Origin of the sequence: Burkholderia contaminans (genome assembly GCF_029633825.1) — a bacterium.
GTDB lineage: Bacteria > Pseudomonadota > Gammaproteobacteria > Burkholderiales > Burkholderiaceae > Burkholderia > Burkholderia contaminans.
The window spans coordinates 307,716-330,883 of record NZ_CP090643.1 but is presented as its reverse complement, the minus strand read 5'-3'; the positions used below and the strand labels follow the sequence as shown (position 1 = coordinate 330,883).

Here is a 23,168-nt window from a genome sequence, read left to right as displayed (position 1 = left end):
TCGCGTTCGCTTCGTCTTTACCGTGACACCTCGTCACTGGCCATCGCCCGTTTCTCCTGATACCGCTGCTTGTCCGGGTTCGACCAGTTCCTCGCGCGCGAAACGCCCGTAACGCAGTGCCAAGGTGGGCAGTACGATCAGGTTCAGTGCGGTCGAGGTGAGCAGGCCGCCAAGAATGACAATCGCCATCGGCCCCTCGATTTCGTTACCCGGCGCGCCGCTCGTCACGGCGAGCGGCAGCAGGGCGAGCGCAGTCACCAGTGCAGTCATCAGGATCGGCACCAGCCGTTCCGACGCACCGCGCACCGCCGTATTTATGTCCCAGGCCAGCCGGTCGACGTGCACCAGATGCTCGTAGTGGCTGATCAGCATGATTGAATTGCGCAGCGAGATGCCGAGCAGCGTGACGAATCCCACCATGCTGCCCAGCGACAGGTTCGCGCCGGTCAGCACGACGCTCAGAACCCCGCCCACGAGCGCGAAGGGCAGGTTAATCATGACCAGCAGCACGCCGCGACGGCTCTTCATTGCGAGGAACAGCAGCAGCGCGATGCCCACCAGCGCAATCCCGCCGTATGCGAGCAGGTCGCGTTGCGACTGCGCGCGCGCTTCGCTCTCACCGCTGAAGACGGCATACGTGCCCGGCGGCATCCTGATCGCGTGATTCACACGCGCCTGTGCTTCCTTTACGAAGTCGCTGACGGGCCGGCTGCCGAGATTGACCGATACCGTCTGCACGCGCTGGCCACCGTCATGTGTGATCTGGTAGCGTCCCGCGACCTGACGGATCGTCGCGAGCGAGCCCAGCGGCACGGCAAGGCCGTCGCCATTGCGCACCATGAGCTTGCCAATGTCGCCGACGGTCTGACGCTGGGCCGGGTCGAGCACAACGGCGAGGTCATAGCTGCGGCTACCCTCGTAGATCTGGGATACGGTCACGCCCGCGTAGGCAGCCTGGAGAGCATCGAGCACCTCGACGGGCCGGAAGCCCCAGCGGCTCAGGGCGTCGGGATTCAGCCGCACGTCCAGTTCCGGAATCCCGGGCGGCGAATCCACCCGCACGCTGGCGACGCCGTGGATCGTGCCGATCAGCTGGGCGATCTGCTGCGCCGTGCGATCGATGACGTCGAGATTGTTGCCGAACACATTCACGACCACCGGGGCCGTGGTGCCCGAAATGGTTTCGTCGATCCGTTCCTCGAGAAACGTGTTGACCGAGGTGGAGAGACCCGGAAAGCGCGCCAGCGCCTGGCGAATCCGGTAGAGCGCCCAGCTCTGGCCCGATGCCCCCATCGGCTTGAGGTCGACTTCGAACTCGGAGAGCTGCACGCCGGTGGGGTCGACCACGCCATTCGCGCGGCCCGCACGCTGTGCCACGAGACGCACGCCCGGCACCTGCATCAGCGCGTTCGAGACCTGCGTGCCGATGCGCAGCGATTCGGCGAGCGAGGTGCCCGGTGCGAGCCCCATGTGAACCGTGTAGTGGCCTTCGCGCAGTTGCGGAATAAAACTCCCGCTCATGAATGGCAGTGACGCGAGCGCCGCGGCGCACATCACCGCGACGATCACCATGACCGCCTTCACATGCTGTTCGACTTTCGTCAGCAGCGCGATGTAACGCGTCTTGAGGCGCCCGATCAGGCGCGGCTCCCGCTCGGGCAAGGGTCCCTTCGCCAGCAGTGCGAGTGCCATCGCCGGCGTGAGCGTCAGGGCGACGCCGAGCGACGCGAGCACGGCGAGAATGTAGGCGATACCCAGCGGCGCAAAGAGCCGTCCACCGATACCCGTGAGCGTGAGCACGGGCAGGAAGATCAGCGTTACGATGAAGGTGGCGAACACCACGGCGCTGCGAACTTCGAGCGAAGCACGCAGCACGACCCGGAAAGCGGGCAGCGGCTGGGGCAGCGTGCGGTTCTCGCGCAGGCGCCGGTAGATGTTCTCGACGTCGATGATGGCATCGTCGACCACCTCGCCGAGCGCGATGGCGAGCCCACCCAGGGTCATCGTGTTCAGGCTGACGCCGAACGACGTCAATACGATGATCGCGACCAGCAGCGACAGCGGAATCGCCACCGCGGAAATCACGGCGGTGCGCACGTTGAGCAGGAACAGGAACAGCACCGCGATGACCAGCACGGCGCCGACGATGAGCGCGGTGCGCAGGTGGCCGACGGCGGCCTCGATGAAGTTGGCGGGCCGGAAGACGTTGGTGTTTACGTCCACACCTTGCCGGGCGAGCGCGGGTCCGAGTCCCGCGAGCGTCCTTTCGATGTCGCGCGTCACGGCCATCGTGTTGGTCCCGTACTGGCTTTCCATCACCACCATCACGCCGGGCTTGCCCATGATCGATGCTGCGCCAACAGCAGGTGCACTGCCCCAGGTCACGTTGGCGACGTCACCCACACGAACCGCCGCGCCGTTGCTGGAACGCAGCACGACACTGGCCAGTTTTTGCGGTGTCGCGATCTGGCCATCGGCGTTGACGGCGATGCGCTGGTTGCTGTTCTCGATGAACCCGGCGCCGCGCACGCCGGTGGCCTGGCGCGCCGCGGCAATCACGTCCGGGATCGACAGGCCGTGGCGCATCAGCTTCGCGGGGTCGACCTGGATCTGCAGCTGGCGCGTCTCACCGCCGAACACAATCACGTCGGCCACGCCGGGAGTGCCGAGCAGCTGCGGTTTGACCGTCCACTGGGCGATGTCGTAGAGGTCCGCGAGCGAGCGCGTCGTCGACGTCAGGCCAATGGTGCGCACGACGCTCGTTGTCGTGGTGAGCGGCAGGAGTTGGGGTGCGGTGACGCCCACTGGTAGCGAGCCCGCAAGCCCGCCGATGCGCTCGGTGACGAGCTGCCTGACCTGCATCACGTTGGCGTGGTCATCGAACACAAGCGTGACCGAGGAGAGGCCCTGCATGGACCGCGAGCGAATCGACTTCAGGCCCGTCATGCCGCCGAGGGCATTTTCAACCGGCTGGGTGACGAGGCTCTCCACCTGTTCGCTGGTCATGCCCGGAGCGGCCGTCTGCACGATGCTCATCGGCGGCGCAAATTCGGGAAAAACGTCGAGCTTGGCGCGCGTCAGCGTAAAGAGCCCGTAGCCGGCCGCCATCACGGCCAGCGAGAAGATGACGCCGCGAAAGCGCAGCGAAAAGCGGATGATCGCGTCAAGCATGGGGCGTGGAATGGGACGTGGAGTCGCGTTGTTCTGGGCAGGTCATGCACGGTACGGTCGCAGGATCAGTCATCACATTCGGGCGGATCCTTGCACGCGGTGGCGATGCCCTGAGGCTTGAGCTCTTCGGAGAGCAGCAGTTGCGCACCCTGCGTCACGATCTGGTCGCCGGCGTGAAAGCCCGACGTGACCATGAAGCCGCGGTCGTCCTCGTTGCCGGCCGGCACGTAGCGTCGCGTAAAGCGCTCGGGGGCCGTGCGCACCCAGGCCCACGTCTGGCCGCCGTACCACACCACCGCCTGCGCCGGGATCAGCAGCCCCGATACGGCCTCGCTTGACGTCGGCACGCGTGCACTCGTGCGCAGATTGGCGGGCAGCGTGGCGTCGGCGACGTAGAGCCAGGGGCTCCCCTGCACGGCCGGATCAACGAGTGGCGAGGCGGAAAGCCGTTGGGCCGGCACCACGCGGCCGTCAGCCGTATCGACGGCGATGCGCTCGGGTGGCGCCATACCAAAACTTGTGGGCAACGTGACGCGCAGCACGACAGCCTGGCCCGACTGAAGGAGCTGGAACAGCCTCGAGGCCGGTGCGGCCGCGGCATTCGCGAGCACGTCGCCGAACTGCTGCCGCATCGCGCCGTCCAGCCCGTTCAGCGTGACCCGGGCAGACTGCAGTTTCGCTTCGTCGCCCTGCATCGTCGACTGTGCAGCCTGCAGGCTCTTCTGCGAAACATTGCGGTCGTCGGCAAACAGTGTGCGGCTGCCCTGGTACTGCGTCCTCGAACTGGCCGCCTGCGCGGTGAAGGTGTCAACGTCCGCGCGCGCGCTCGCGAGCCGGTTGCGCAGATCGAAGAGCGGCTGCAGATCGATGACCATCGCGTCGGCGCTGATGCCGGACTGGCTCATGACGGCGGCAAGCGGCGCCACCTCGATGTGGCTGGCCCGTTGGGCCTCGGGGCTCACGACCACGACCGTTTCACCGTTGACCGTCTGTACGGCGGGCGTCGGAGCCGACCGGGCTGCCGTGGCGGTCGATGCACTGGCGTCGTCAAACGCCTGGTTCAGGATGTACCAGCCTGCACCGGCAGCGAGGGCCAGCGAAATGACGGAAAGTAGGATCAGCCGGAGTTTCATTATGGTGTCTCTTCACTGAGGGTATCGCTCACCGCCTCATGACCCAGGGGTTGCTGCATCGCATCTTCGAGCGCGCCAGCGGCCTGCTGGACCGCGACTACGGCGTCGAGGTGGGCGCTCTTGCTGGTCTGGTAGTCAGCTTTCGCCTGCGTGAAGGTCAGCCGGTCCGCATTGCCGCTGGCGAAAGCCGCCGCCTGGCTTTCGAGTTGCCGGCGGGCACTTGCCAGATGGGCGTCGGACAGCTGCAGCGCTTCGAGGCTCGCCCGGTAGCGTGCCAGCGCGTGCGCAAGATCGCCGAGAATCCTGTCCTGCAACGCGCCGGTACGCGTGGCAGCTTCCTTGCGCTTCGCCTCGGCTTCCCTGATGCCGCCCTGGTTCTGATCGAAGATCGGCAACGTAATGCCGGCGAGCCCGAAGCCAATCTTGTTGGTGCCCGTGTCGTACGTGTAGCCGGAGCCGAGGTGGATGTCCGGATACTGTTTCGCGACCTCGAGCTGAAGCGCCGATTCGGCCGCGGCGTAATCGGCCAGCGAGGCGCGCAGATCGGCGCGATGGAAGATCGCCGCGCGCTGCGCATCCGTTGCGGGCGGCGCAGGCGGAACCGTATCGAAGGCGCTCAGGTCGAGCGTGACGCGGTCGAGCACGGTGACCGGCACGCCGATGGCGGCAGCCAGTTGTGCGAGCGCGTCCTGTTCGGCGCTTCGCGCGGCGGCCAGCTCGCTCTGGGCCTGGGTGTCGGCAAGGACGGCAGCGTCGACGTCGGGCTGCGAGTACTGGCCGACAGCGAGGCGGTGGCGGCTCATCACGGTGATCTGCCGCTCGGCGTCGGCCTTGGCGGACAGGAAGGCCATGCGTTCGCGGGCGGCGTAGAGGGCGAGCATGGCATCCCGGACCTGAGCGCGAACGCTCCACGCTGCGTTGACGATGTTCAGCCGGGCCGCTTCCGAGAGGTGGTTCGCCTGATCGACGCGATAGCCGCGCTTGTGCGCGGTCTCGATCGGAATATCGAGCGACGGCCCCCAGGTGAAGGGCGCTCCCGGCCCCGGGTTAGGCGTGTTGTACTGGAACGGCAACTGCAGGACCGGGTTGGGAATCGCGTTGGCGACGTCGATACCGGCGTTGGCCGTGCTCCATTGCGCACGGGCAAGGTCGAGGGCGGGGCTGTAGTAGAAGGCCGCCAGGGTGAGCATCTCACGATTCCAGACTGCAGGCGGCCAGGGCGTGACGTCGTGACCGGTCTCGCGCGCCACGTAGGCCTGCAGCGCCTCGCTCGCCAGCGTGCGCTCCTCGAATTGCCGGGCAAGCTGGGCGGGGGCGATCGGCTCGGGATGGTAGGTCGTGCAACCGGCCATCCCGGCGAAGGCGATAAAGACAAACGATAATGTGCGGCGCATTCTTGCATCCCATCGGATGGTGTGCCGCCCACCCGGGCAGCGTCCGGGGCGGATGCTACGCCACCGGTTGTGAAGTTTTCGTCAAGAAGGAACGGCCAGGACGCCGCCGGGGCGGGCATGCGGTATTGACGCCAGCTCTGTCAACGCCACATGTGCCGCTCTCAGTGGTGCCTGAACAGGGTCGGGTTCGATTGCTGCCACGTTGGCGCGCCCGCCTGGGCGTTCCCGTTCATGGATGCCCCGGAACCGGAGGTGTCGCAGTTCATTTCGGACATCTTGTCGGGGTAGCTATTTCTGGGTAGACGCATCAATCCTGACTGCTCCGCACACGCCAACTGGGCACGGACCGCGGCGCGCGTCGGGCCGGGGGTTGGCTGGGCAAATGCAAGTAAGGGGGCAATCGCAGAGGATGCGACGAAGAGTGCAGCGATTAGCGATTTCATGAGCGACTCCTTCACAATCTGGTCAATATCTGTTCCGGTAACTTACGGAACAGCCCATAAGCCCATGCTACGCAGGGGTTTGTGAAGTTTTCGTCAAGAACGCATCAGCAAGCGTGCAGTCGACTCAGGTCCGGCTCGTCGCCGGCAGGCGCAGCGAGACGCAGGTGCCAACGCCTGGCTCGCTGTCGATCCGGATCGACCATCCATAGCGATCGCAGACCTTTTTGACGATCGACAGGCCGATTCCGACGCCAGGCGTCGCAGTGCGCGGCGACCCGGCCTGGTAGAACCGGTCAAAGACATGGGGGAGTGCGTGTGCCGGAATGCCTGGCCCGGTGTCTTCGATGTGCAACCAGCCGTCTGCGTAGCGAAACTGAAGGCGTCCGTGTTCGGTATGCCGGACGGCGTTGTCGATGAGGTTGGACAGCACGATCGCGAGCGCCGACCGGTTTGCCAGCACACAAACACCGCGTTCCACAGCATTGACGACCGCCAGGTCCTTTCGGGCAAAACGGTCGGCGAAACGCGTCAGCGACGTTTCAATCAGGTTCGCGAGCGCCATCGGCTCGACCTCGCGTGCCGAATCCTCTCTCGCGAGCGTCAGCAGCGCGTTGCCGAGTTCGCGCATGTTGTCGGCCGCACGCTCGATCTGCTGCAGACGTGTGCGCGACTTGCCGCTGATCGCCGGATCCTGTTCAAGCAGTTCACAGCTCGTCTTGATTGCCGTAAGCGGCGTTCGCAGTTCGTGGCTCACATTCCCCGTGAACTCCTTCTCGCGAGCAATCATGTCGGCAATGCGCCGGTGGTAGTCGTTGAAAGCCTCCACGAGCCCGACGAGTTCCGTCTCATCGTACCTGCCGGGCTGGATCGGTACCGCCCCGCCGAGCCGCAGTTCCTTGACCTGCCGCGCGAGACCGGCAACCTGCCGCACCAACAGACCCGACAGGCCGAAGGACAGCCAGATCGTGAGCAATGCAAAGACACCTGTGCCTGCCATCAGGGCATTGATGACTTCCTTGAAATGCTTTTCGTAAATACTGAAGTTGTAAACGCGGTACAGCCGCGCCGCGCCGAGCGGCTCGATCGCGACGTGGATCTCCCGTCCGTCAATGATGATTTCGTGCGTGCCGGCAGGCAGACTCCCGATCGTCACCGGCAGCGTAATGGTCCGGCTGTCCGCGCCCGAAACATAGCCATTCATTCGGACATCGAAGGGCGGCAGCAGGGACGGGTTGGCTTCGTAACTCTTGAGCACATTCGTCATGTCGTCATGGATGAGTGCCGTGATCAGCCGCTCTTCCTGTGCCTCGGCCAGTGTCCTCACGCCGAGCGCCTGGGCGACCAGCAACGCGATGGTCAGCACCGAGAAGAAAAGCGCGACCTTGAAGCGCAGGCTATTTCGCATCTTGATCAGGTGCAACGAGCCGGTAGCCGACGCCATGGATGGTCTCGACAAGGTCGGCCTCGCCCTGCTCGCTGAGCGCCCTGCGCAGGGTGTAGATGTGCGTGCGCAGTGTGTCGCTGTCGGGCAGCTCCTCACCCCAGACTTCAGATTCAAGCTCGGCGCGAGTGAACATGCGCGCAGGCGACTGCAGCAGGATGCGCAGCAACTGAAGACATTTTGGGGGAAGCTTGACCGGATGCCCGGCCCGTTCGACGGTCATCGTCGACAGATCCAGTCTTACGTCGGCGAATAGAAGATCCATGGTGGCGACCTGCCCGCGATAGCGCTTGATCAGGGCCCCAAGACGTGCACCGACCTCCTTCAGCGAGAACGGCTTGACCAGATAGTCATCGGCACCGTGCACGAAGCCCTCCAGCTTGTCGTCCAGTGCGTCCCTGGCCGTGAGCATCAGCACCGGTGTGTCCCGCCGCGCCTCTTCGCGCAACCTGCGGCAGAGCGTGAGTCCGTCCATGCCGGGCAGCGCCAGATCGAGCAGGATGGCGTCCCACGAGTCGGCGATCGCCATCCGCAGTCCTGCCTTGCCATTGGAAGCAATGTCGACCTCATAGCCGTTACCTTCGAGATAGTCGTAGAGGTTCGCTGCGATCGCGGAATCGTCTTCGACAATAAGAACCTTCATGGACTTGCGTTCGTCACGTCTCGGCTGGAAGAGAGCTTGATGCTACCGCAGACTGCGTGTACTGGAGTCGGGAAAGCCGGATAGACGATGGGCACATCCCTATTGTGGCAGCGCTGGGGCATCCGTGGCCTGTGGTTCATCAGTGTAACGAGCGGACTGGCGCGGCCGGATGACATCGCATCTGGTCAGTCTTCTGCATCACGCCCACAAAGTTAACTTGTAGATATCGCTACATAAACGTAGCATTGTCTACATGAATACGTTGATGACCTGGTCCGTCCTTGTCCTGACGCTACCCACCGGGAATGCGACAGCCCGCATGCGCTTCTGGCGCGCCCTGAAGGGGAAAGGCTGCGCGGTGTTGCGCGACGGCATCTATCTGCTTCCTTACAGTCCTGAAGGGGAAAACATGCTGCGCGAGCTGGTCGCGGCGATCGGCGAGAGCGGTGGCGCAGCGCACCTTCTGCGCGCCCCCAGTCTCGATGCTTCGCAGGACGCGGAATTCCGCGGACTCTTCGACCTGGCCGATGAGTACGATGGCTTCATCCGGACACTGGCCGAAGCGCGCAAGACCGTGTCCGGGCAGTCCGCCACCGAACTGACGAAACTGCAGCGACGCCTGCGCAAGGACTACGAGACCATTGTCGCGATCGACTTCTTCCCTGGGGAAGCGACTACGCGCGCGGAGGTGGCGTGGCAGGATTTCGTGGCCCACGTCGATACGGTGCTCTCGCCTGGCGAGCCCCACTCGGCGGACCGCGCAATCCGCCTGCTGTCCGTCCTGGACTACCAGGGGCGCACGTGGGCAACCCGCCGACGGCTGTGGGTGGATCGCGTGGCAAGCGCCTGGCTGATCCGCCGGTTTATCGACGTGCAGGCCCGCTTCGTCTGGCTGCCCTCGCCGGACGATTGCCCGAAGGACGCGCTCGGCTTCGATTTCGACGGCGCGGTCTTCACGCATGTGGGAGAACGTGTGACGTTCGAAGTGCTGCTGGCGAGCTTCGGACTCGAAGGTGATCCGGCGCTCATGCGGCTTAGCTCAATGGTGCATGCGCTCGACGTGGGCGGCACGCCGGTGCCGGAGGCCATCGGCTTCGAAGCGATCATTGCGGGCACGCGCGAGCGTGCAGCTGACGACGACCAGTTGCTCAGTGACATGAGTCCCGTCCTCGACTCGATGTACACACACTTCGCCGCGGTCGAAAAAGCGCGCGACACGGGAAAACGTTCATGAGCACAACCACCGCACACGCGCCCGGATACAGCCTGGGCCAGATGGCGCTCTACATGCTCAAACTCGGCACGATCGGATTCGGTGGCCCGGTCGCGCTGGTCGGCTACATGCGCCGCGATCTGGTCGAACAGCGTGGCTGGATTACCGAGGGAGACTATCGCGAAGGGCTGGCCCTCGCGCAGATGATGCCGGGCCCGCTTGCGGCGCAACTCGGCATCTATCTCGGCTTCGTGCACTACCGGCTGCTGGGCGCGACCATCGCCGGTCTCGCCTTCGTGCTGCCGTCGTTCCTGATGGTGGTGGTGCTGGGCTGGGCCTACGCGCATTTCGGCGGACTGTCGTGGATGCAGGCCGTTTTCTACGGCGTCGGCGCGGCGGTCGTCGGCATCATTGCGATGAGCGCATACAAGCTCACGACGAAGACGCTCGGAAAGGACCGGCTGCTCTGGGCGGTCTTCCTGATCCTCGCGGCAGTGACCGTCGTGACCGAGTCTGAAATCGCCTGGCTTTTTATCGCCGGTGGCATCGTCAACTGGCTACGCCGCGCGCCGCCTCAATGGCTGGGCAAAGGCGGGATCAACGCGCTGGCCGCGACACAGGCACCGGCCCTTGCCGGGCCGCTGAGCGGTCTGGACCTTCCGCTGCTCGGTCAGATTGCGCTTTTCTTCACGAAGGCGGGCGCGTTCGTGTTCGGCTCAGGCCTCGCGATCGTGCCTTTCCTCTACGGCGGTGTCGTGACGGAACACCACTGGCTGAACGAGAAACAGTTTGTCGATGCGGTGGCCGTTGCGATGATCACGCCGGGGCCGGTCGTCATTACCGTGGGCTTCATTGGGTATCTCGTCGCCGGGCTGGCTGGCGCCTGCATCGCTGCCCTAGGGACGTTCATCCCGTGCTACCTGTTCACGGTGCTGCCTGCGCCGTACTTCAAGAAATATGGGCGGCTCCCCGCCGTCAAGGCGTTTGTCGACGGCATTACCGCCGCAGCCGTGGGGGCGATTACCGGCTCGGTCATTGTGATCGCAAAGCGCTCGGTCATCGACTGGCCGACCGCGCTCATCGCGCTCGCGACCGCGTTGCTGCTCTGGCGTGTGAAGAAGCTTCCGGAACCCGCAATCGTGGTTGCCGCGGCCCTGACGGGTCTCGCCCTCTATCCGCTTGTCCATCTGCACGCCCATTAATCGGGTGCGTTCACGAAAACTGTGAGGATTGCAAATGAAGACACGTCGCACGTTTCTGCATGATTCCGCCACAGTGGGGGCAGGCATGATGCTGGCCCAGGCGCAGCTGGTTCACGCGGCTAGTGCGTCGGGCTTTACCGACAGACTGGTCAACGCGGACGGCAACTACGCGGCGGCACCGCTGCCGTTTGCGTACGATGCGCTCGAACCGGTAATCGACGCCCACACGGTGGAACTCCACTACAACTTCCATCACAAGCCCGCCGCCGCTGCGGCGAACAAGGCGGAAGAAGGCTTGGCCCGGGCACGGGAAACCGGCGACTTTGCGCTGGTGAAATTCCACGAGAAAGAACTGGCGTTCCAGCTTTCCAGCCATATCCTGCATACGATCTACTGGACGAGCATTTCTGGCAAGGTTGGTGAGCCGGGAGGCGAGCTCGCCAGAACGATCGACCGCCATTTCGGCTCGTATGCGAAATTCAAGGCGCAACTCGTCGCTGCGACCATTGCCACCGAGGCCTCGGGCTGGGGTGTCGTCGGCTATCTGCCGGCGACCGGCAAGCTCATGATCCTGCAGTGCGAGAACCACCAGAAACTCACCGCGTGGGGCATCCAGCCGATTCTGGTGCTCGACGTGTTCGAGCATGCCTACTACCTGAAGTACCAGAACCGCCGCAACGAATACGTCAACCAGCTGTTCAGCATCCTCAACTGGGACAACGCAGCGTTGAGACTGCAGGCCGCAATGCAGTCGCACGCCCTGGCCTGACAAGGGGGGCGGTACAAGGCCGCATGCAGGCCCGAATGTGGAGACATTGATGCCCCCTGTCCGTGCACCCCTGTCGGACCTGCTGCGGCCGCCGGGCATCGATCGCAGCGCGCGGCTGTTGCTCGCGGCGCGAGGTTTGCGCGGAGTCTGTGATGGTTTCGTTGCGGTACTGCTGCCCGCGTATCTTCTCGCCCTCGGCTTCGAGCAACTCACGGTCGGCCTGATTGGCACGGCCACATTGCTGGGATCAGCTCTCGCCACGATCCTGGTCGGCGTGACCAGCGTCCGCTACCCGCACCGCCCGCTGCTGCTGTTCGCCGCGGCCTTGATGGGCGCGACAGGGCTTGCGTTCGGCTGCCTCTCAACCCTGTGGCCGTTGCTCGTGGTGGCCTTTATCGGCACCCTCAATCCCAGTTCAGGGGACGTCAGTCTTTTTCTGCCGCTGGAACACGCACGCCTCGCCGAAGCGTCGCACCCCGATTCCCGGACAGCGCTGTTCGCGCGTTACAGCCTCGTGGGCGGGCTGTCGGCGGCGCTCGGCTCGCTGCTCGCAGCTTTGCCGCAATGGTTCGCGGTGCGCTCCGGCATGTCCGGACTGTTCGCCATGCGCGCGATGTTCGTCGTCTACGCGCTGACGGGCAGCGTGGTCTTCCTGCTGTATCTGGGTTTGCCAAAGGAGACAGTGCACGCCGCGAAGGCGCACGTGCCACTGGGTCCATCGCGCGCGATTGTGACGCGTCTGGCGCTCCTGTTCAGCGTCGATGCGTTCGCCGGCGGCCTGCTTGTCAACTCGCTGCTGACGCTGTGGCTGATCCAGCGCTTCGGACTTTCGCTGGCTGCGGCCGGGCAGTTTTTCTTCTGGTCGGGGCTGCTCAGTGCCGGCTCGCTGCTTGCCGCGGCGCCGATCGCGCGCAGGATCGGGTTACTCAACACGATGGTGTTCACCCACATCCCGTCGAGCGTGTGCCTGATTGCCGCGGCATTGACGGCATCCCTGCCGCTGACCCTGACGTTGCTGCTCCTGCGCAGTGCACTTTCCCGGCTGGATGTGCCGACGCGTAGCGCCTACGTGATGGCCGTCGTGACGCCCGCTGAGCGGCCTGCTGCCGCGAGCTTCACGGCTGTGCCGCGCAGCCTTGCCGCGGCCGTGGCGCCGTCGATTGCCGCAGCGATGCTCGCAGCCGGATGGCTTGCTGCGCCGCTGATCGCGTGCGGGACGCTCAAGATTGCCTACGATCTCGCCGTGCTTGCCGCCTTCCGCCATATCCGGCCGGATGGAGGCGCGCCATGATTCGCGGCAGTTCATTGTGTGGGCAACTTGCGGCGAGGGTCGCCATGGTCGTCTGGTTCGCGGTGATCGCCGGGGGCGGCACAGGGTGCGTCGCGCACGGTTCGGATGACCCGGCCATCGATACCCTGCCACTGAAGCTGATCGGCGATGTGCCACTACCCGGCTGCGCGTCGCGGTTCGACTACGAGAGCTACGACCCGCAGCGGCACCTGCTGTTCATCGCTCATCTGGGCGACGGCGAAGTCGTCGTTTTCGACACGCTCGCTTCGCGCGTTGTCGCGCGCATTCCGGGTGTGTCCGCCGTACATGGTGTGCTGGCTGTTCCGGCGCTGTCCCGTGTCTACGCCTCGGCCACCGGCACGAACAAGATCGTCGCGATCGACGCGGACACGCTGAAGATTGTCGCGAGGACGCCCGGTGGCGTCTATCCCGATGGGATGGCCTGGGTGCCTGACGTTCAGAAGCTTTACGTATCGGACGAAACCGGCGAGACAGAGACCGTGATCGACGGCTCGACGAACCGGCGCGTCGCGACCGTGTCCCTCGGCGGTGAAGTGGGGAACACGCAGTACGATCCAGTATCGCGGCACGTTTTCGTCAATGTGCATGCGTATTTCGGCGAAGCCGAACACGGATTTCGGTTGAAGTCGAACAGGGTTTCCGGAGGAAGGTGAACAGCCGTTTCGCTTGAAGTCGAACAGTTTCGGGGTATTCCGAAATTGGTGTTCGGCGTTCCGAAACGCGTGTTCATCTTCCCGAAATCGGTGTTCAGCCCGCCGAAACGGCTGTTCACTGCGCCGAAATGTGTGTTCGGCGTGCCGAAACGAAAGGCGCGGTTTCGGTTGGCGGTACTGCGGATGGCTCAATCGGCCGGCGGTTAAGGTTGCTCCTTTTGGGAGAAACCGACTATGCCGGCTCACCGGACGACCATGCGCAAAATAAAAGATGTGCTTCGCCTGAAATGGACCTGTAATCTGTCTCACCGGCAAGTGAGCGGCGCGCTCGGCGTCGGGCTCGGTACCATTACCCAATATTTGCAGCTTGCCGCCTCGGCCGGCCTGGACTGGGCGAAGATCGAGCCGCTGTCCGAGGCAGAGCTGGAGCAGTTGCTCGTCAACGGCGCCGTTCCGACGACGGCCGCAGGCAAGCGCATGGAGCCTGACTGCGCCTGGATTCATCGGGAGTTGCGCCGCAAAGGCGTAACCTTGCAACTGCTGTGGGAGGAGTACGTCGGCGCGAACCCCGGCCAGAAGACCTTGCGCTACACGCAGTTCTGTCAGCGATACAAGGACTGGGCCCAGACGTTGAAGCGCTCGATGCCCCAGCAACATTACGCCGGCGAGAAGTTGTTCGCCGACTACGCCGGGCAAACGGTGCCGATTCTCGATCGCACCGGCGGCATTGCGTTCAAGGCGCACATCTTCGTCGCCGTGCTCGGCGCATCGAATTACACGTATGCGTGCGCTACGCGATCGGAAGCGACACCCGACTGGATCGGTGGCCTCATTGACGCGATGGAGTTCTGCGGCGGCGTGCCCGCTCTGCTTGTGCCCGACAACCCGAGGGCACTGATCTCGAACGCCGACCGCTACGAACCCACGCTCGGCCTGACCACGCAGGACTTCGTGAACCATTACGGTACCGCGATGCTGCCCGCGCGCCCGCGCAAGCCGAAGGATAAGGCGAAAGTTGAGGTCGGCGTACAGATCGTCGAACGATGGATTCTCGCCCGCCTCCGGAATTACCGGTTCTACAGTCTGGCCGAACTGAACAAGGCGATCGCCGGGTTGATCAATGACCTGAATACGCGGCCGTTCAAGAAGCTCGATGGCACTCGACGCGAGTGGTTCGAGCGGCTCGACAAACCGGCGCTGCGCCCGTTGCCGACGCGTCGCTACGAAATCGCCACCTTCCAGAAGTGCCGCGTCAACATTGACGCGCACATTGAGGTAGACGGTCACTACTACAGCGCACCGCACAGTCTTGTGCGTCAGGAAGTCCACGCGCGCGTGACGCGTTACGGTGTAGAAGTCCTGCACGGCGGCAAGCGCGTTGCCGCCCACGCTCGCAGTCGGCTCAGGGGAAGTACACCACCGTGGCCGAGCATATGCCTGCGGCTTACCGCGCCCACATGGAATGGACCCCGAGCCGGCTGCTGCACTGGGGTACATCGATCGGCGTCAGCGCTGAGGCGATCGTCAGGCATTTGCTGACGAACCGTCCGCACCCGGAAATGGGATACCGGGCCTGCCTGGGTCTGCTGTCGCTGTCGCGCAAGTACGGCAAGGAGCGGCTGGAAGCGGCGTGTCAGCGCGCACTCGTGATTGGCGCGCCGACCCAGCGGTCCGTGCGCACCATCCTGCAAACCGGCGCCGACAAGCATCCACTGCCACAAAGCGGGGCCACCGAATGGCAGTCGCCCCTGCACGAGAACGTGCGAGGGCCCAAGTATTACCACTGACCCAAGGAGGTCGCGATGTTGATGCAGCAAACCCTCTCCCAGCTCAAGGCCCTCAAGCTGGACGGCATGGCTCGCGCGTTCGAGGAACAGGCGGCGCTGACGGCCAGCACGAGCCTGTCGTTCGAGGAACGCTTCGGCATGGTCGTGGATCGTGAGATCGCCTGGCGCGATACCCGGCGGCTCGAGCGATTGCTCAAGTCTGCGAAGCTCAAGAATCCCCAGGCCTGCGTTGAGGACATCGAGTACCGGCAGAGCCGTGGGCTCGACAAGGGTATCGTCGCTACGCTCGCCGGCTGTGACTGGATCCGCAATGCACAGAACCTCATCCTGACAGGGCCGACTGGCGCCGGAAAAACATGGGTCGCCTGCGCCTTCGGCCAGCAGGCCTGCCGACAGGGATTCTCCGTGCTGTACGTGCGCGTCGCCCGGCTGTTCGAGGAATTGAAGATCGCCCATGGCGACGGCAGCTTCACACGTCGGCTCGCGCAGCTCGCCAAGATGGACGTCCTGTTGCTCGACGACTGGGGACTGCAGGACGTCGACCAGGGCGCGCGCAACGACTTGCTCGAAGTGCTCGACGATCGCGTCGGCACGCGATCCACGATCATCACATCGCAATTGCCCCTTGAACACTGGCACGCCTGGCTGCAAGACCCGACTCTCGCCGACGCAATCCTCGACCGCCTCGTCCATCAGGCTCACAAGCTTGCATTGAAGGGCGACTCGATGCGCAAGAAGAACGCACCTGATCAAAAAGTAGCCTGATCTCGAACACCTGCAGTACAATCTAAGCACAACGCAGCACCTCCCTCCTGGCCTGTTCGACTTCACCGAAACGGGCGTTCAACTTCCCCGAAATACGCAATGTGCAGTCGCGACGCCAACTGGTGGAGATCGATCCCCGCACCGACACCGTGGTCGCCCGCACTGAGCTGCCTGGCGCGCGGGGCAATCACGGTCTGCTGATCGTGCCGGAATTCCGTCTGGCATTGATTGCCTGCGAGGACAACGATCGTCTGCTAGTGCTCGACATGCGCACAATGAAGGAGATCGCGGCGTTCGATGTCGGCGGCACGCCGGACGTGCTGGCGTACGATCCGGCGCTGCGCACGGTCTATGTCGCGGGCGAGGCGGGCGTGGTGTCCATGTTCCACGTGGACACTTCGCACGTGGTGAAAATCGGGGATGGCCGTGTGGGACCGGATGCCCACGTCGTCAGTGTCGACGCAGCATCACACGATGCCTGGTTTGCGCTCAAGGACGTCGATGGACATCCCGTGTTACGGATCATGGCGCCGCGATGAGGGACAGGCGCGGAGCGCAGTTTAGATTGCCGCATGAGGCGCATCGCGATCGAGTTTTGCCTGGCGCAGGAACCTTTCGTTGAGGATCTGGGTGGCGACGGTAGCCGCCCCCGCCAGCCAAGGATCACCAGACGCCGAGCTTGATTTTCTCTCGAATCGCCTTACGGCCGACGTTGATAGGCACGCCCTCCAATGGCTCGGCCTTGCCACGCGGGCGGCCCCTCCCATTTCGGCGTAATTCCCGCTTCAGACAGCTTCGCCAGCGCATCAAACTTCGCAGCAAGTGGCAACACAGGTTCCCATCCGCAATGTTCAATGATTGCCTGGGCCGCGTAATGGCCAACGCCAGACAAGATCACGGCTTCTCTCGCCGGCGCGGCGTCGCCCCGTGCGCTCATCAGTGCGTATGCCCACCACAGTCGCCGCGCCCTGAAGTGCCACGTGGATTCCCGGTTATCCGTGACCCGCGTTAGCGTGTCGGGATATCGCTCGCGTTGCCGGGGCGTGTCGGCAATGCGCACCGGAAGAACCGCGAGTAATCGCTCCTTTGTCACCTGTTGCGGCTTTCCCGGCCTAGCGAGCATCGCAACGGCGGCCTCGTCGACGAGTGCGGCGAAGCGCTCGTCGTCCGGAGATACGGTTTTCGCTGCGGACTGACCACCGCCCACTCTATCTGCTGCCGAAATCGAGAGGGTCTCCTGTATCCACTCCCGGTCATGCTCGTAGAGCCACGAGGTGACACGATATACCTTGCGCCACAGATCCTGGATGGTCGTTTGCGGGTTTCTTCTCAGCTCGTCCCGTATTCGACGCCGGTGCGCTATACGCGGCATCGACACCGCCGCCCCCTCAAGTGTCGGGCCTTCCTCAACTGTCCTGGTGCGTCTAATCGCAGTCTCTTCCTGGGACACACGCTGCAGGCTCAATGCAAGTTCGTCCCGCGTACCAAACAGATACATCGCGAGCAACAGGTGCCGCGTAATCGGCATATCGCATACCGTGCTGTTGCCCGGTGCAAAGCGTATCCAGAAGCTCATCCGCTTCGCGGCGAACGCCGGATCCACTGCAGAGAGGAACGTTTCGCCCAGTTCTTCAATCAGGTGTTCCTGGAACGCTTTCGCCTGTAGCCTTGCCCCCCATTTGAAGCCTAGCTCTCGAATGCGGTTCTGGTACGCCACGCGCAGGCGAAAGGGGTCCACCCGGCCCAGGGGACGGTTAAGCAGATCGCGAGCAAAGCGCGCGTATTGCAGCGGGATCGGTGAGCCTGCCATGCCATCATCTTCCGCCGCAGTCACCTGCCAGCCACAGCGGCAAGCTAGCCACGGTTGGCGTAGTAGTCGCTGGCGAAACTGGAAAGGCCGGTGGCACTGCGGGCAACTCGAAAGCAGGCGCGCGCCATGCCGCCAACACATGCTCACGCCCGGGACGTGGTGCGCCCGGTGCCAGTACCCCATCCCGAACGCATGAATGTCCTCTTCAACGCAGGCCGGGCAGAGATGCGCTTCGCCGTAGAGGCCGACAACACGACGTGGTAACCGGCTCATCATCGCTCCAACGTCAGCCGTCAGCGGCTGCAACACGCCGTCCAGAAACGGCTCGAAAAGCGGCCACAGGGTGTTGCCTGCCAGAAGCGTTTGCAGGGCTGCCTGCGAGCCGTCGTTCACACGATCCGCAAGCCGCATGAGGGATGGCGGTACGATTTGCTCGAGCGAAAACGGCGCACTGTCGAACAGGTCAAGAAAGGTGTCGCTCTCCACCCGGTTGCCCGACAGCACATGATGTCGGGCAACGCGCGACTGGATGGTCTCGTCAGGTAAAGACGGGACAAAGAACAGCAGATTCCGCATCGGCACTAGCAATCGGCATATGCCGTGGAGAATTCCAGCGCGTCTGCCTGCAGCCATCCGGCATCGCGCAGGGCGACAAACGGTGCATCGCATTCAACGAGGCGCCGGGCTTCGGAAGGAACCGGAACTCCCGATTGCTTTACACCGGTCGATGGAATTCCGCTCGTTACCGCGATGGGGGACAAGGATGCCTCAGCGTTTCCGGCGGGAGGACGCCGCATGTCCTGAAGCATCGCCAGGCGCGACGAAACGCGCGCATCCCCATCGATCGCTCCCATCATCGCGGCAATCTGGCTGTCGGGTGGAAGCAGATCCTCGAACTTCGACATGCGCTTCGTGTCACCGCTTCGCAACGCGTCGAGCGCCGGCTTAAGCAACTGCATCCTGGTGTCGGCAATCGTACGCAACAGCTTGAGCGTCAGCCGCTCTTCACCCGTGTGAATCGCGTGTCGCTGGGCGAGCACGAGCAGTTTGATCAGAAAGTCCGTCACCCCTTGAGTTAGATCGTACAGCACCTTCCGAAGCTCGTCCGTCAGGGGTTCGACATGACGAACCCACTGGTATTGCCACGCGGCATCGACTAGCAGTGCCCACGCCGGATCATCGCGCTTCGGTTGCCGGAAGTCGCTCAGCCCCAGACCTGTGGCGCGTCGCGCATTACGCATCACGTCGGAGAATAGTTCGATCATGGAATTGGTCCCCACAAACACGACCGGAATGCCGATGCTGTTGATGAGGTTGACGAAGAAATTAAGCATGTTCTCCTTGCCGCCCGTCTTTGCAACCCGCAGATGCTGCAATTCGTCGATGATCAACACGCCGACGAAATGGGTACTCGCGATCTGCTCGATCTGATGGACGAGTTGGACAATGCCCCGGATCGAACGATAGCGTCTGGCATACCGTTCCTCTCCGATGGCCCGGTCGAGAGCGCGAAAGAACGCGTGGCATAACCCGGTAAGCGAACCGTCGAATGGACATTCGATCTTCAGCCACGGGATCTGGACCTGAACCAGTTCCTGCCTCCGGTATTGCCGGTGGCGAATCGCCTGCGGGTAGAGTCGCAGGATGGACTCCAGTGCCGTCGATTTGCCGATCCCGCTCAAGCCCACGACACTCAGCGTGGAAGCCGTCGAACGGAAGCCGCTTTCTTTTGCCTGACCGAGGGCAAGCGAATACACGTGCCGCCACGTCGACTGCGACAGGGGATTGCGGCCGACATAGCCGCTGCGTATCAAAGCGGACAACGCCGACTCAAGTTCCAGATGAATCGGGAGTGGCTGAACCAGGTGCAGCAACCGGTCGATACAGTGCAGGCGGACTTCCTTCGACAGCCCGGTTTCGCCGCCGGGCTCATCGGGAAACAGCGCCATGCAAGCCGCGGCGTCCGCTTCCGAGCGGATCGGCGGCAATGCCTCAATGAGGGGATTGCCCTGATATTGCGCAATGGGCGAATCGGCATATTCGGCGGCAACGAGTATTCCGGCAGGCGTCATGACCTCGTCCCCTTGTCGCGTAGTCGTCCAAGCAGGCTTAACACTTCGCCGCCGCGCTCGCCAGCATAAGCCTCGGCCACACTCGACGAAGCCGGCGTGGTTACGGGCACATCCACCGCATGCTGATCGGGGCCCGGCAACGTCACCGGGCGTTGCCGCTCGGCTGCCTTTTCGAACGCCCGATGCCTTTTGATGTCCGCTGCCTGGTTGCTGACCGGCACTGGCGCGACCGGCTGCGCCGCTCGCTTGTCCATCTGGGCCTGTCCAACTACCGCACCAATATGCGCGTCCAGGCGGATCCTGTCGTTGAGCGCCGCATATGTGCTTTCGCCTGTCGGCGATCCAGTCATTTTGAGCATGTCCAGCACTTCCTCCAGCCGGCGTTGTGCGACCCGCTCCTCCGAAGCGAGCAGGTCACAGCGCACAAAGTTGCGCTTGCTGTCCTGGAGCCACACGTGCGTCGTATCATTCGGGTCGTACCAGACGGTTACGGTGCGGCGCCCGTCTCTGCGCGCCCTCGCAAACCAGTTTTGCTCAATCGCGTAGGCGCACGTGTAGTACATGCCCTTGAAGCAGATCCCACCGCGCTGGATCGAGGCGCTTTCGCGTGGCAGCAGATGCAGATACACGAGGTCATGAGGTTGCGTATTGGGAGTTGCCAGCCCATTTTCCATCCCCCAACGCCACAGATTGATGGGCGATGGTTCGAGTTCCTCGTGAATCATGTCCGTTGTGAGCCGGTCCGGTCGGCGGCTGTGGTGGTTGTAATGCAGCACGCTGCTGATCATGATGTTGGTGAACTCCGCCAGATCGAGGACGGCATCCAGGCGGTAATCGCGCTGGCCGCGCTCGGCAATCCGCTCCCTGACTGCGCCCGGGATCCAGTGGATCTGCGACGTCTTGTTCAGCAGGCGAAACCGGCTCTCCACGATCGCCTTCCAGTCGGGCCGGAACGGTGGCGCGATCGCTATATCAATGCCCAGCCCAGCCACAAGGCCCTCGGCCGCCTGCCCGAGCATTTCGCCCCGGTCGGCCATCAGTTCGTGCGGAAGATGGTGCGAGGGCCACGCGGACGACTCAATCTCGATGCCGTACGTGCGGCAAAACGCGACCTTGTCGGTGAACGCGTTAAACAGCGCGTGACGGGCGCCGTTCCAGCCCGGTCCTTCCAGGCCAACAAAGATACCGACGATCATGGTCGAAAACACGTCGACGACGACGTAAATCACAGGACGACCGATCACCCAGTTCCGGTTGTACCGGCTCACGAGATAAATGTCGGCGATCGTCGCATCGATTTCGAAGCGGTGACAGGGGCCATACACCCCGTCGCCAGCGCGTCCCGTCAGCCCGCGATGATCTTTCTGCCAGCGCCGCTCGCCCGCACGCGAGCGCTGGACGGTCAGATCGTCAAACGCCTTTTTCCCCCAGTAGCTGAACTGCCGCAGACTCGGCAACTGGTCTAGCGGCTTGAGCGTGAGATCGTCCGTCGATGTGCCGGGTACAACGTGTTCCTCGACGTAGAATCGTCTCAAGGTGCGATGGTAAGCGTCCGTCACGGACGCCACTTCGTTGTTCTTGAAGAGGGAGTACCCGATCCTGATAAAGCTCTTGTCGTCCTCGCCAAGAATCTTTCCGCAATGTGCGCCGCGCGTCGCGGAATGCCTCGGCGGACGCCCGGGGCGCTTGCCGGCAGCGAACACGCGAGCCTTACCAGGTGCTCCGACGTTCTCGTAGTTCGGCAACAATGCATTGCGAATTTGCCCGAACGTCCAGTATCGATAGAGAAGGCGGTACAGGGTCTTGCGTTGCGCCCCTGTCGCTTCGGCATGCAGCGCGACGAGCGCGCCCATCGCGCGTCCCTCGAAAATTTCACCCGGTACTGCCGTGTCGACCAGACGAGCAATGCGCTCCCAGTTGCGATCCCGTATTTCCCGTTCGCCCTTCGGGATATCCTCTTCAACCTGAAGCATATAGGCCGGCAACCGGAACTGACTGGGCCGGACGTCGCCGCGCCGGAACCACATGCGAACATCCTCACTCGCGACGACCCACGGCTTCCTTGGCGTCTCCGCTATCGTAATCAACGTGGTCTTTGCAGCCGCTTCGTCGATCCAGAGAATACGGGCGATCCCTTCAAACGGTAGCTGATCAGACAGTGCTTCGATAACCGTATTGGGCAATGCAATCGTATTGGCCATGTCACGCCGCCCGCTTTATGGGCGCCGCACCACTCGCCATGACCTGAATCTTAGGTGCTTGCGATGTCAACAACATCGGCGTCCTGAGATCAACCAGGAGTACCTTGTGCCAGATCAGATACTTGAAAAGCTTGACGGCATCCGGATAAGGCATGCGCAGCCGATAGCTGACCGTGCGCAGAAGCGACGACAGGGTCCGGTCATGGCTTCCGGCATCCCCAATGCCCTCAACGAACCGGGCGCGTAGCTCATCACTTTGCATGTCTCGCTCGATCTGCGCGCTGCCGCGAAGCCAGATGAGATTTCTGGCGAGCACGGGATCCACGCTCTGCTCGGTGACGATCTGCCAGTCAACCCCGCGCTGCAACCACCAGGCTCTCTCGAGCTCGAGCTTTTCCAGAGTGCGCAGGAGCCTGTTCCCTGACGACAGTTCGTCCGCGTATTTCACGGTACGAGCGTATTCACGCGCCAAACCGTCGTCTGTCCTGACGGTGACGACGAAATCGGTCGTCATCACGAACGGCACCGTTGTTTGAGCATAACGCGGATATCGAATGCCACGCTGCGTCGCGACATCCTGGATCGGCGAAACTGGGAGCAACGGGAACTGCTCCCGGATATCGATCACGCGCTCGGAGAATTCGAGTACCACAAGGTACGCGTATTCGAGATCGGAGAGCACGTGGTGGACGCGCCCAGTCTTGAGGCCCTTAACCTTTCGAGAACGGCCACGCGATGGCACGTCCTGTACGCGAAGCCACGGCTTGTAGTCCACACCGGAACCCTGTCCGTAGCCTTGCGCCACGTACCTGTCGATGTCGTTCTGCGTCTTGAAACGTCGCCCTCGCATATCCGCCCGGTCGAACAAAATCGTGCAGTATAGCGAGGCATTCGTTTGTGTCAAACTCTATTGTTTTGTGTCAAGAACTATTGTCTTGTGTCGAGCTCTATTGTCGGTTCACACCACCAATGAGTTCATCGCAGTGGGTTTCATAGCCTTTCCAGTTTTCCTACAGTTCGTGATTCGCGAGCCACATCAGCGCGCCATCACGCTCGCTACCCGCGATGCTCGTCCACATGCGACCTCGCTCATCGACCGCGACGCAGCCGGGTCGCCAATGCTCAGGGGTGCGCAATTGGCTCACCTAACCTTGAACCT

General features: G+C 63.2%; 15 protein-coding genes and 3 pseudogenes. 8 read left to right on the top strand and 10 right to left on the bottom strand.

Annotated elements, in window-relative coordinates; translation table 11 throughout:
• Nucleotides 1-33: 33 nt before the first annotated feature.
• The 6 genes from LXE91_RS40795 to LXE91_RS40770 all read right to left on the bottom strand — a co-directional run bounded on the left by LXE91_RS40795 (nucleotide 34) and on the right by LXE91_RS40770 (nucleotide 8,225).
• Nucleotides 34-3,171: an efflux RND transporter permease subunit gene (locus tag LXE91_RS40795; protein WP_027813547.1), complete on the bottom strand. Its 3,138-nt coding sequence runs from the start codon at nucleotides 3,169-3,171 to the stop codon at nucleotides 34-36.
• Between the two features lie 65 nt (nucleotides 3,172-3,236).
• Nucleotides 3,237-4,304, bottom strand: coding sequence for an efflux RND transporter periplasmic adaptor subunit (locus tag LXE91_RS40790; RefSeq protein WP_027813546.1), 1,068 nt, complete (start codon nucleotides 4,302-4,304; stop codon nucleotides 3,237-3,239).
• Nucleotides 4,304-5,698 carry a TolC family protein gene (locus LXE91_RS40785; RefSeq protein WP_027813545.1) on the bottom strand — a complete coding sequence of 465 codons (1,395 nt, stop codon included), beginning with the start codon at nucleotides 5,696-5,698 and terminating at the stop codon, nucleotides 4,304-4,306. Before LXE91_RS40785 ends, LXE91_RS40790 begins: the two co-directional genes overlap by 1 nt.
• 161 nt (nucleotides 5,699-5,859) lie before the next feature.
• The gene (locus LXE91_RS40780; protein ID WP_046543880.1) at nucleotides 5,860-6,141 is read right to left on the bottom strand and encodes a DUF4148 domain-containing protein; all 282 of its coding nucleotides are present in this window, start codon (nucleotides 6,139-6,141) and stop codon (nucleotides 5,860-5,862) included.
• A 124-nt stretch (nucleotides 6,142-6,265) separates the two neighbouring features.
• Complete coding sequence (locus LXE91_RS40775; RefSeq protein WP_027813544.1) at nucleotides 6,266-7,546, bottom strand: sensor histidine kinase; 1,281 nt, start codon at nucleotides 7,544-7,546, stop codon at nucleotides 6,266-6,268.
• Complete coding sequence (locus LXE91_RS40770) at nucleotides 7,536-8,225, bottom strand: response regulator transcription factor (protein ID WP_027813543.1); 690 nt, start codon at nucleotides 8,223-8,225, stop codon at nucleotides 7,536-7,538. Before LXE91_RS40770 ends, LXE91_RS40775 begins: the two co-directional genes overlap by 11 nt.
• A gap of 253 nt (nucleotides 8,226-8,478) precedes the next feature.
• Between LXE91_RS40770 and LXE91_RS40765 the strand changes: the two genes are divergently transcribed.
• The 8 genes and pseudogenes from LXE91_RS40765 to LXE91_RS40730 form a co-directional block, all read left to right on the top strand.
• Nucleotides 8,479-9,459, top strand: a complete 981-nt coding sequence (locus LXE91_RS40765) for a chromate resistance protein ChrB domain-containing protein (protein ID WP_027813542.1) — start codon at nucleotides 8,479-8,481, stop codon at nucleotides 9,457-9,459.
• A complete protein-coding gene (locus LXE91_RS40760; protein ID WP_027813541.1) occupies nucleotides 9,456-10,640 on the top strand; it encodes a chromate transporter in 1,185 nt (394 codons plus the stop codon). Before LXE91_RS40765 ends, LXE91_RS40760 begins: the two co-directional genes overlap by 4 nt.
• Nucleotides 10,641-10,674: 34 nt before the next feature.
• Nucleotides 10,675-11,409, top strand: coding sequence for a superoxide dismutase (locus LXE91_RS40755; protein WP_223274430.1), 735 nt, complete (start codon nucleotides 10,675-10,677; stop codon nucleotides 11,407-11,409).
• A 49-nt stretch (nucleotides 11,410-11,458) separates the two neighbouring features.
• Complete coding sequence (locus tag LXE91_RS40750) at nucleotides 11,459-12,700, top strand: MFS transporter (RefSeq protein ID WP_027813539.1); 1,242 nt, start codon at nucleotides 11,459-11,461, stop codon at nucleotides 12,698-12,700.
• A 44-nt stretch (nucleotides 12,701-12,744) separates the two neighbouring features.
• A pseudogene (locus tag LXE91_RS40745) lies at nucleotides 12,745-13,305 on the top strand (YncE family protein); the annotation flags it as partial.
• Nucleotides 13,306-13,608: 303 nt separating this feature from the next.
• Nucleotides 13,609-15,161: pseudogene (gene istA, locus LXE91_RS40740) on the top strand (IS21 family transposase).
• A 15-nt stretch (nucleotides 15,162-15,176) separates the two neighbouring features.
• Nucleotides 15,177-15,926: an IS21-like element helper ATPase IstB gene (istB, locus tag LXE91_RS40735; RefSeq protein ID WP_046543512.1), complete on the top strand. Its 750-nt coding sequence runs from the start codon at nucleotides 15,177-15,179 to the stop codon at nucleotides 15,924-15,926.
• Between the two features lie 98 nt (nucleotides 15,927-16,024).
• Nucleotides 16,025-16,465, top strand: a pseudogene (locus LXE91_RS40730) (YncE family protein); the annotation flags it as partial.
• 161 nt (nucleotides 16,466-16,626) lie between these two features.
• Here the strand turns inward: LXE91_RS40730 and LXE91_RS40725 are convergent.
• From LXE91_RS40725 to LXE91_RS40710, 4 genes are read right to left on the bottom strand one after another with little or no spacing between them, the layout of a single operon-like run.
• Entirely contained in the window at nucleotides 16,627-18,312 is a 1,686-nt protein-coding gene (locus tag LXE91_RS40725; protein ID WP_027813537.1) for a TniQ family protein, read from the bottom strand.
• Between the two features lie 5 nt (nucleotides 18,313-18,317).
• The gene (locus LXE91_RS40720; protein WP_046196986.1) at nucleotides 18,318-19,808 is read right to left on the bottom strand and encodes an ATP-binding protein; all 1,491 of its coding nucleotides are present in this window, start codon (nucleotides 19,806-19,808) and stop codon (nucleotides 18,318-18,320) included.
• The gene (locus LXE91_RS40715) at nucleotides 19,805-22,009 is read right to left on the bottom strand and encodes a Mu transposase C-terminal domain-containing protein (protein ID WP_027813535.1); all 2,205 of its coding nucleotides are present in this window, start codon (nucleotides 22,007-22,009) and stop codon (nucleotides 19,805-19,807) included. Before LXE91_RS40715 ends, LXE91_RS40720 begins: the two co-directional genes overlap by 4 nt.
• 1 nt (nucleotide 22,010) lies before the next feature.
• Nucleotides 22,011-22,913, bottom strand: coding sequence for a TnsA endonuclease N-terminal domain-containing protein (locus LXE91_RS40710; protein WP_223274428.1), 903 nt, complete (start codon nucleotides 22,911-22,913; stop codon nucleotides 22,011-22,013).
• Between the last annotated feature and the right edge of the window lie 255 nt (nucleotides 22,914-23,168).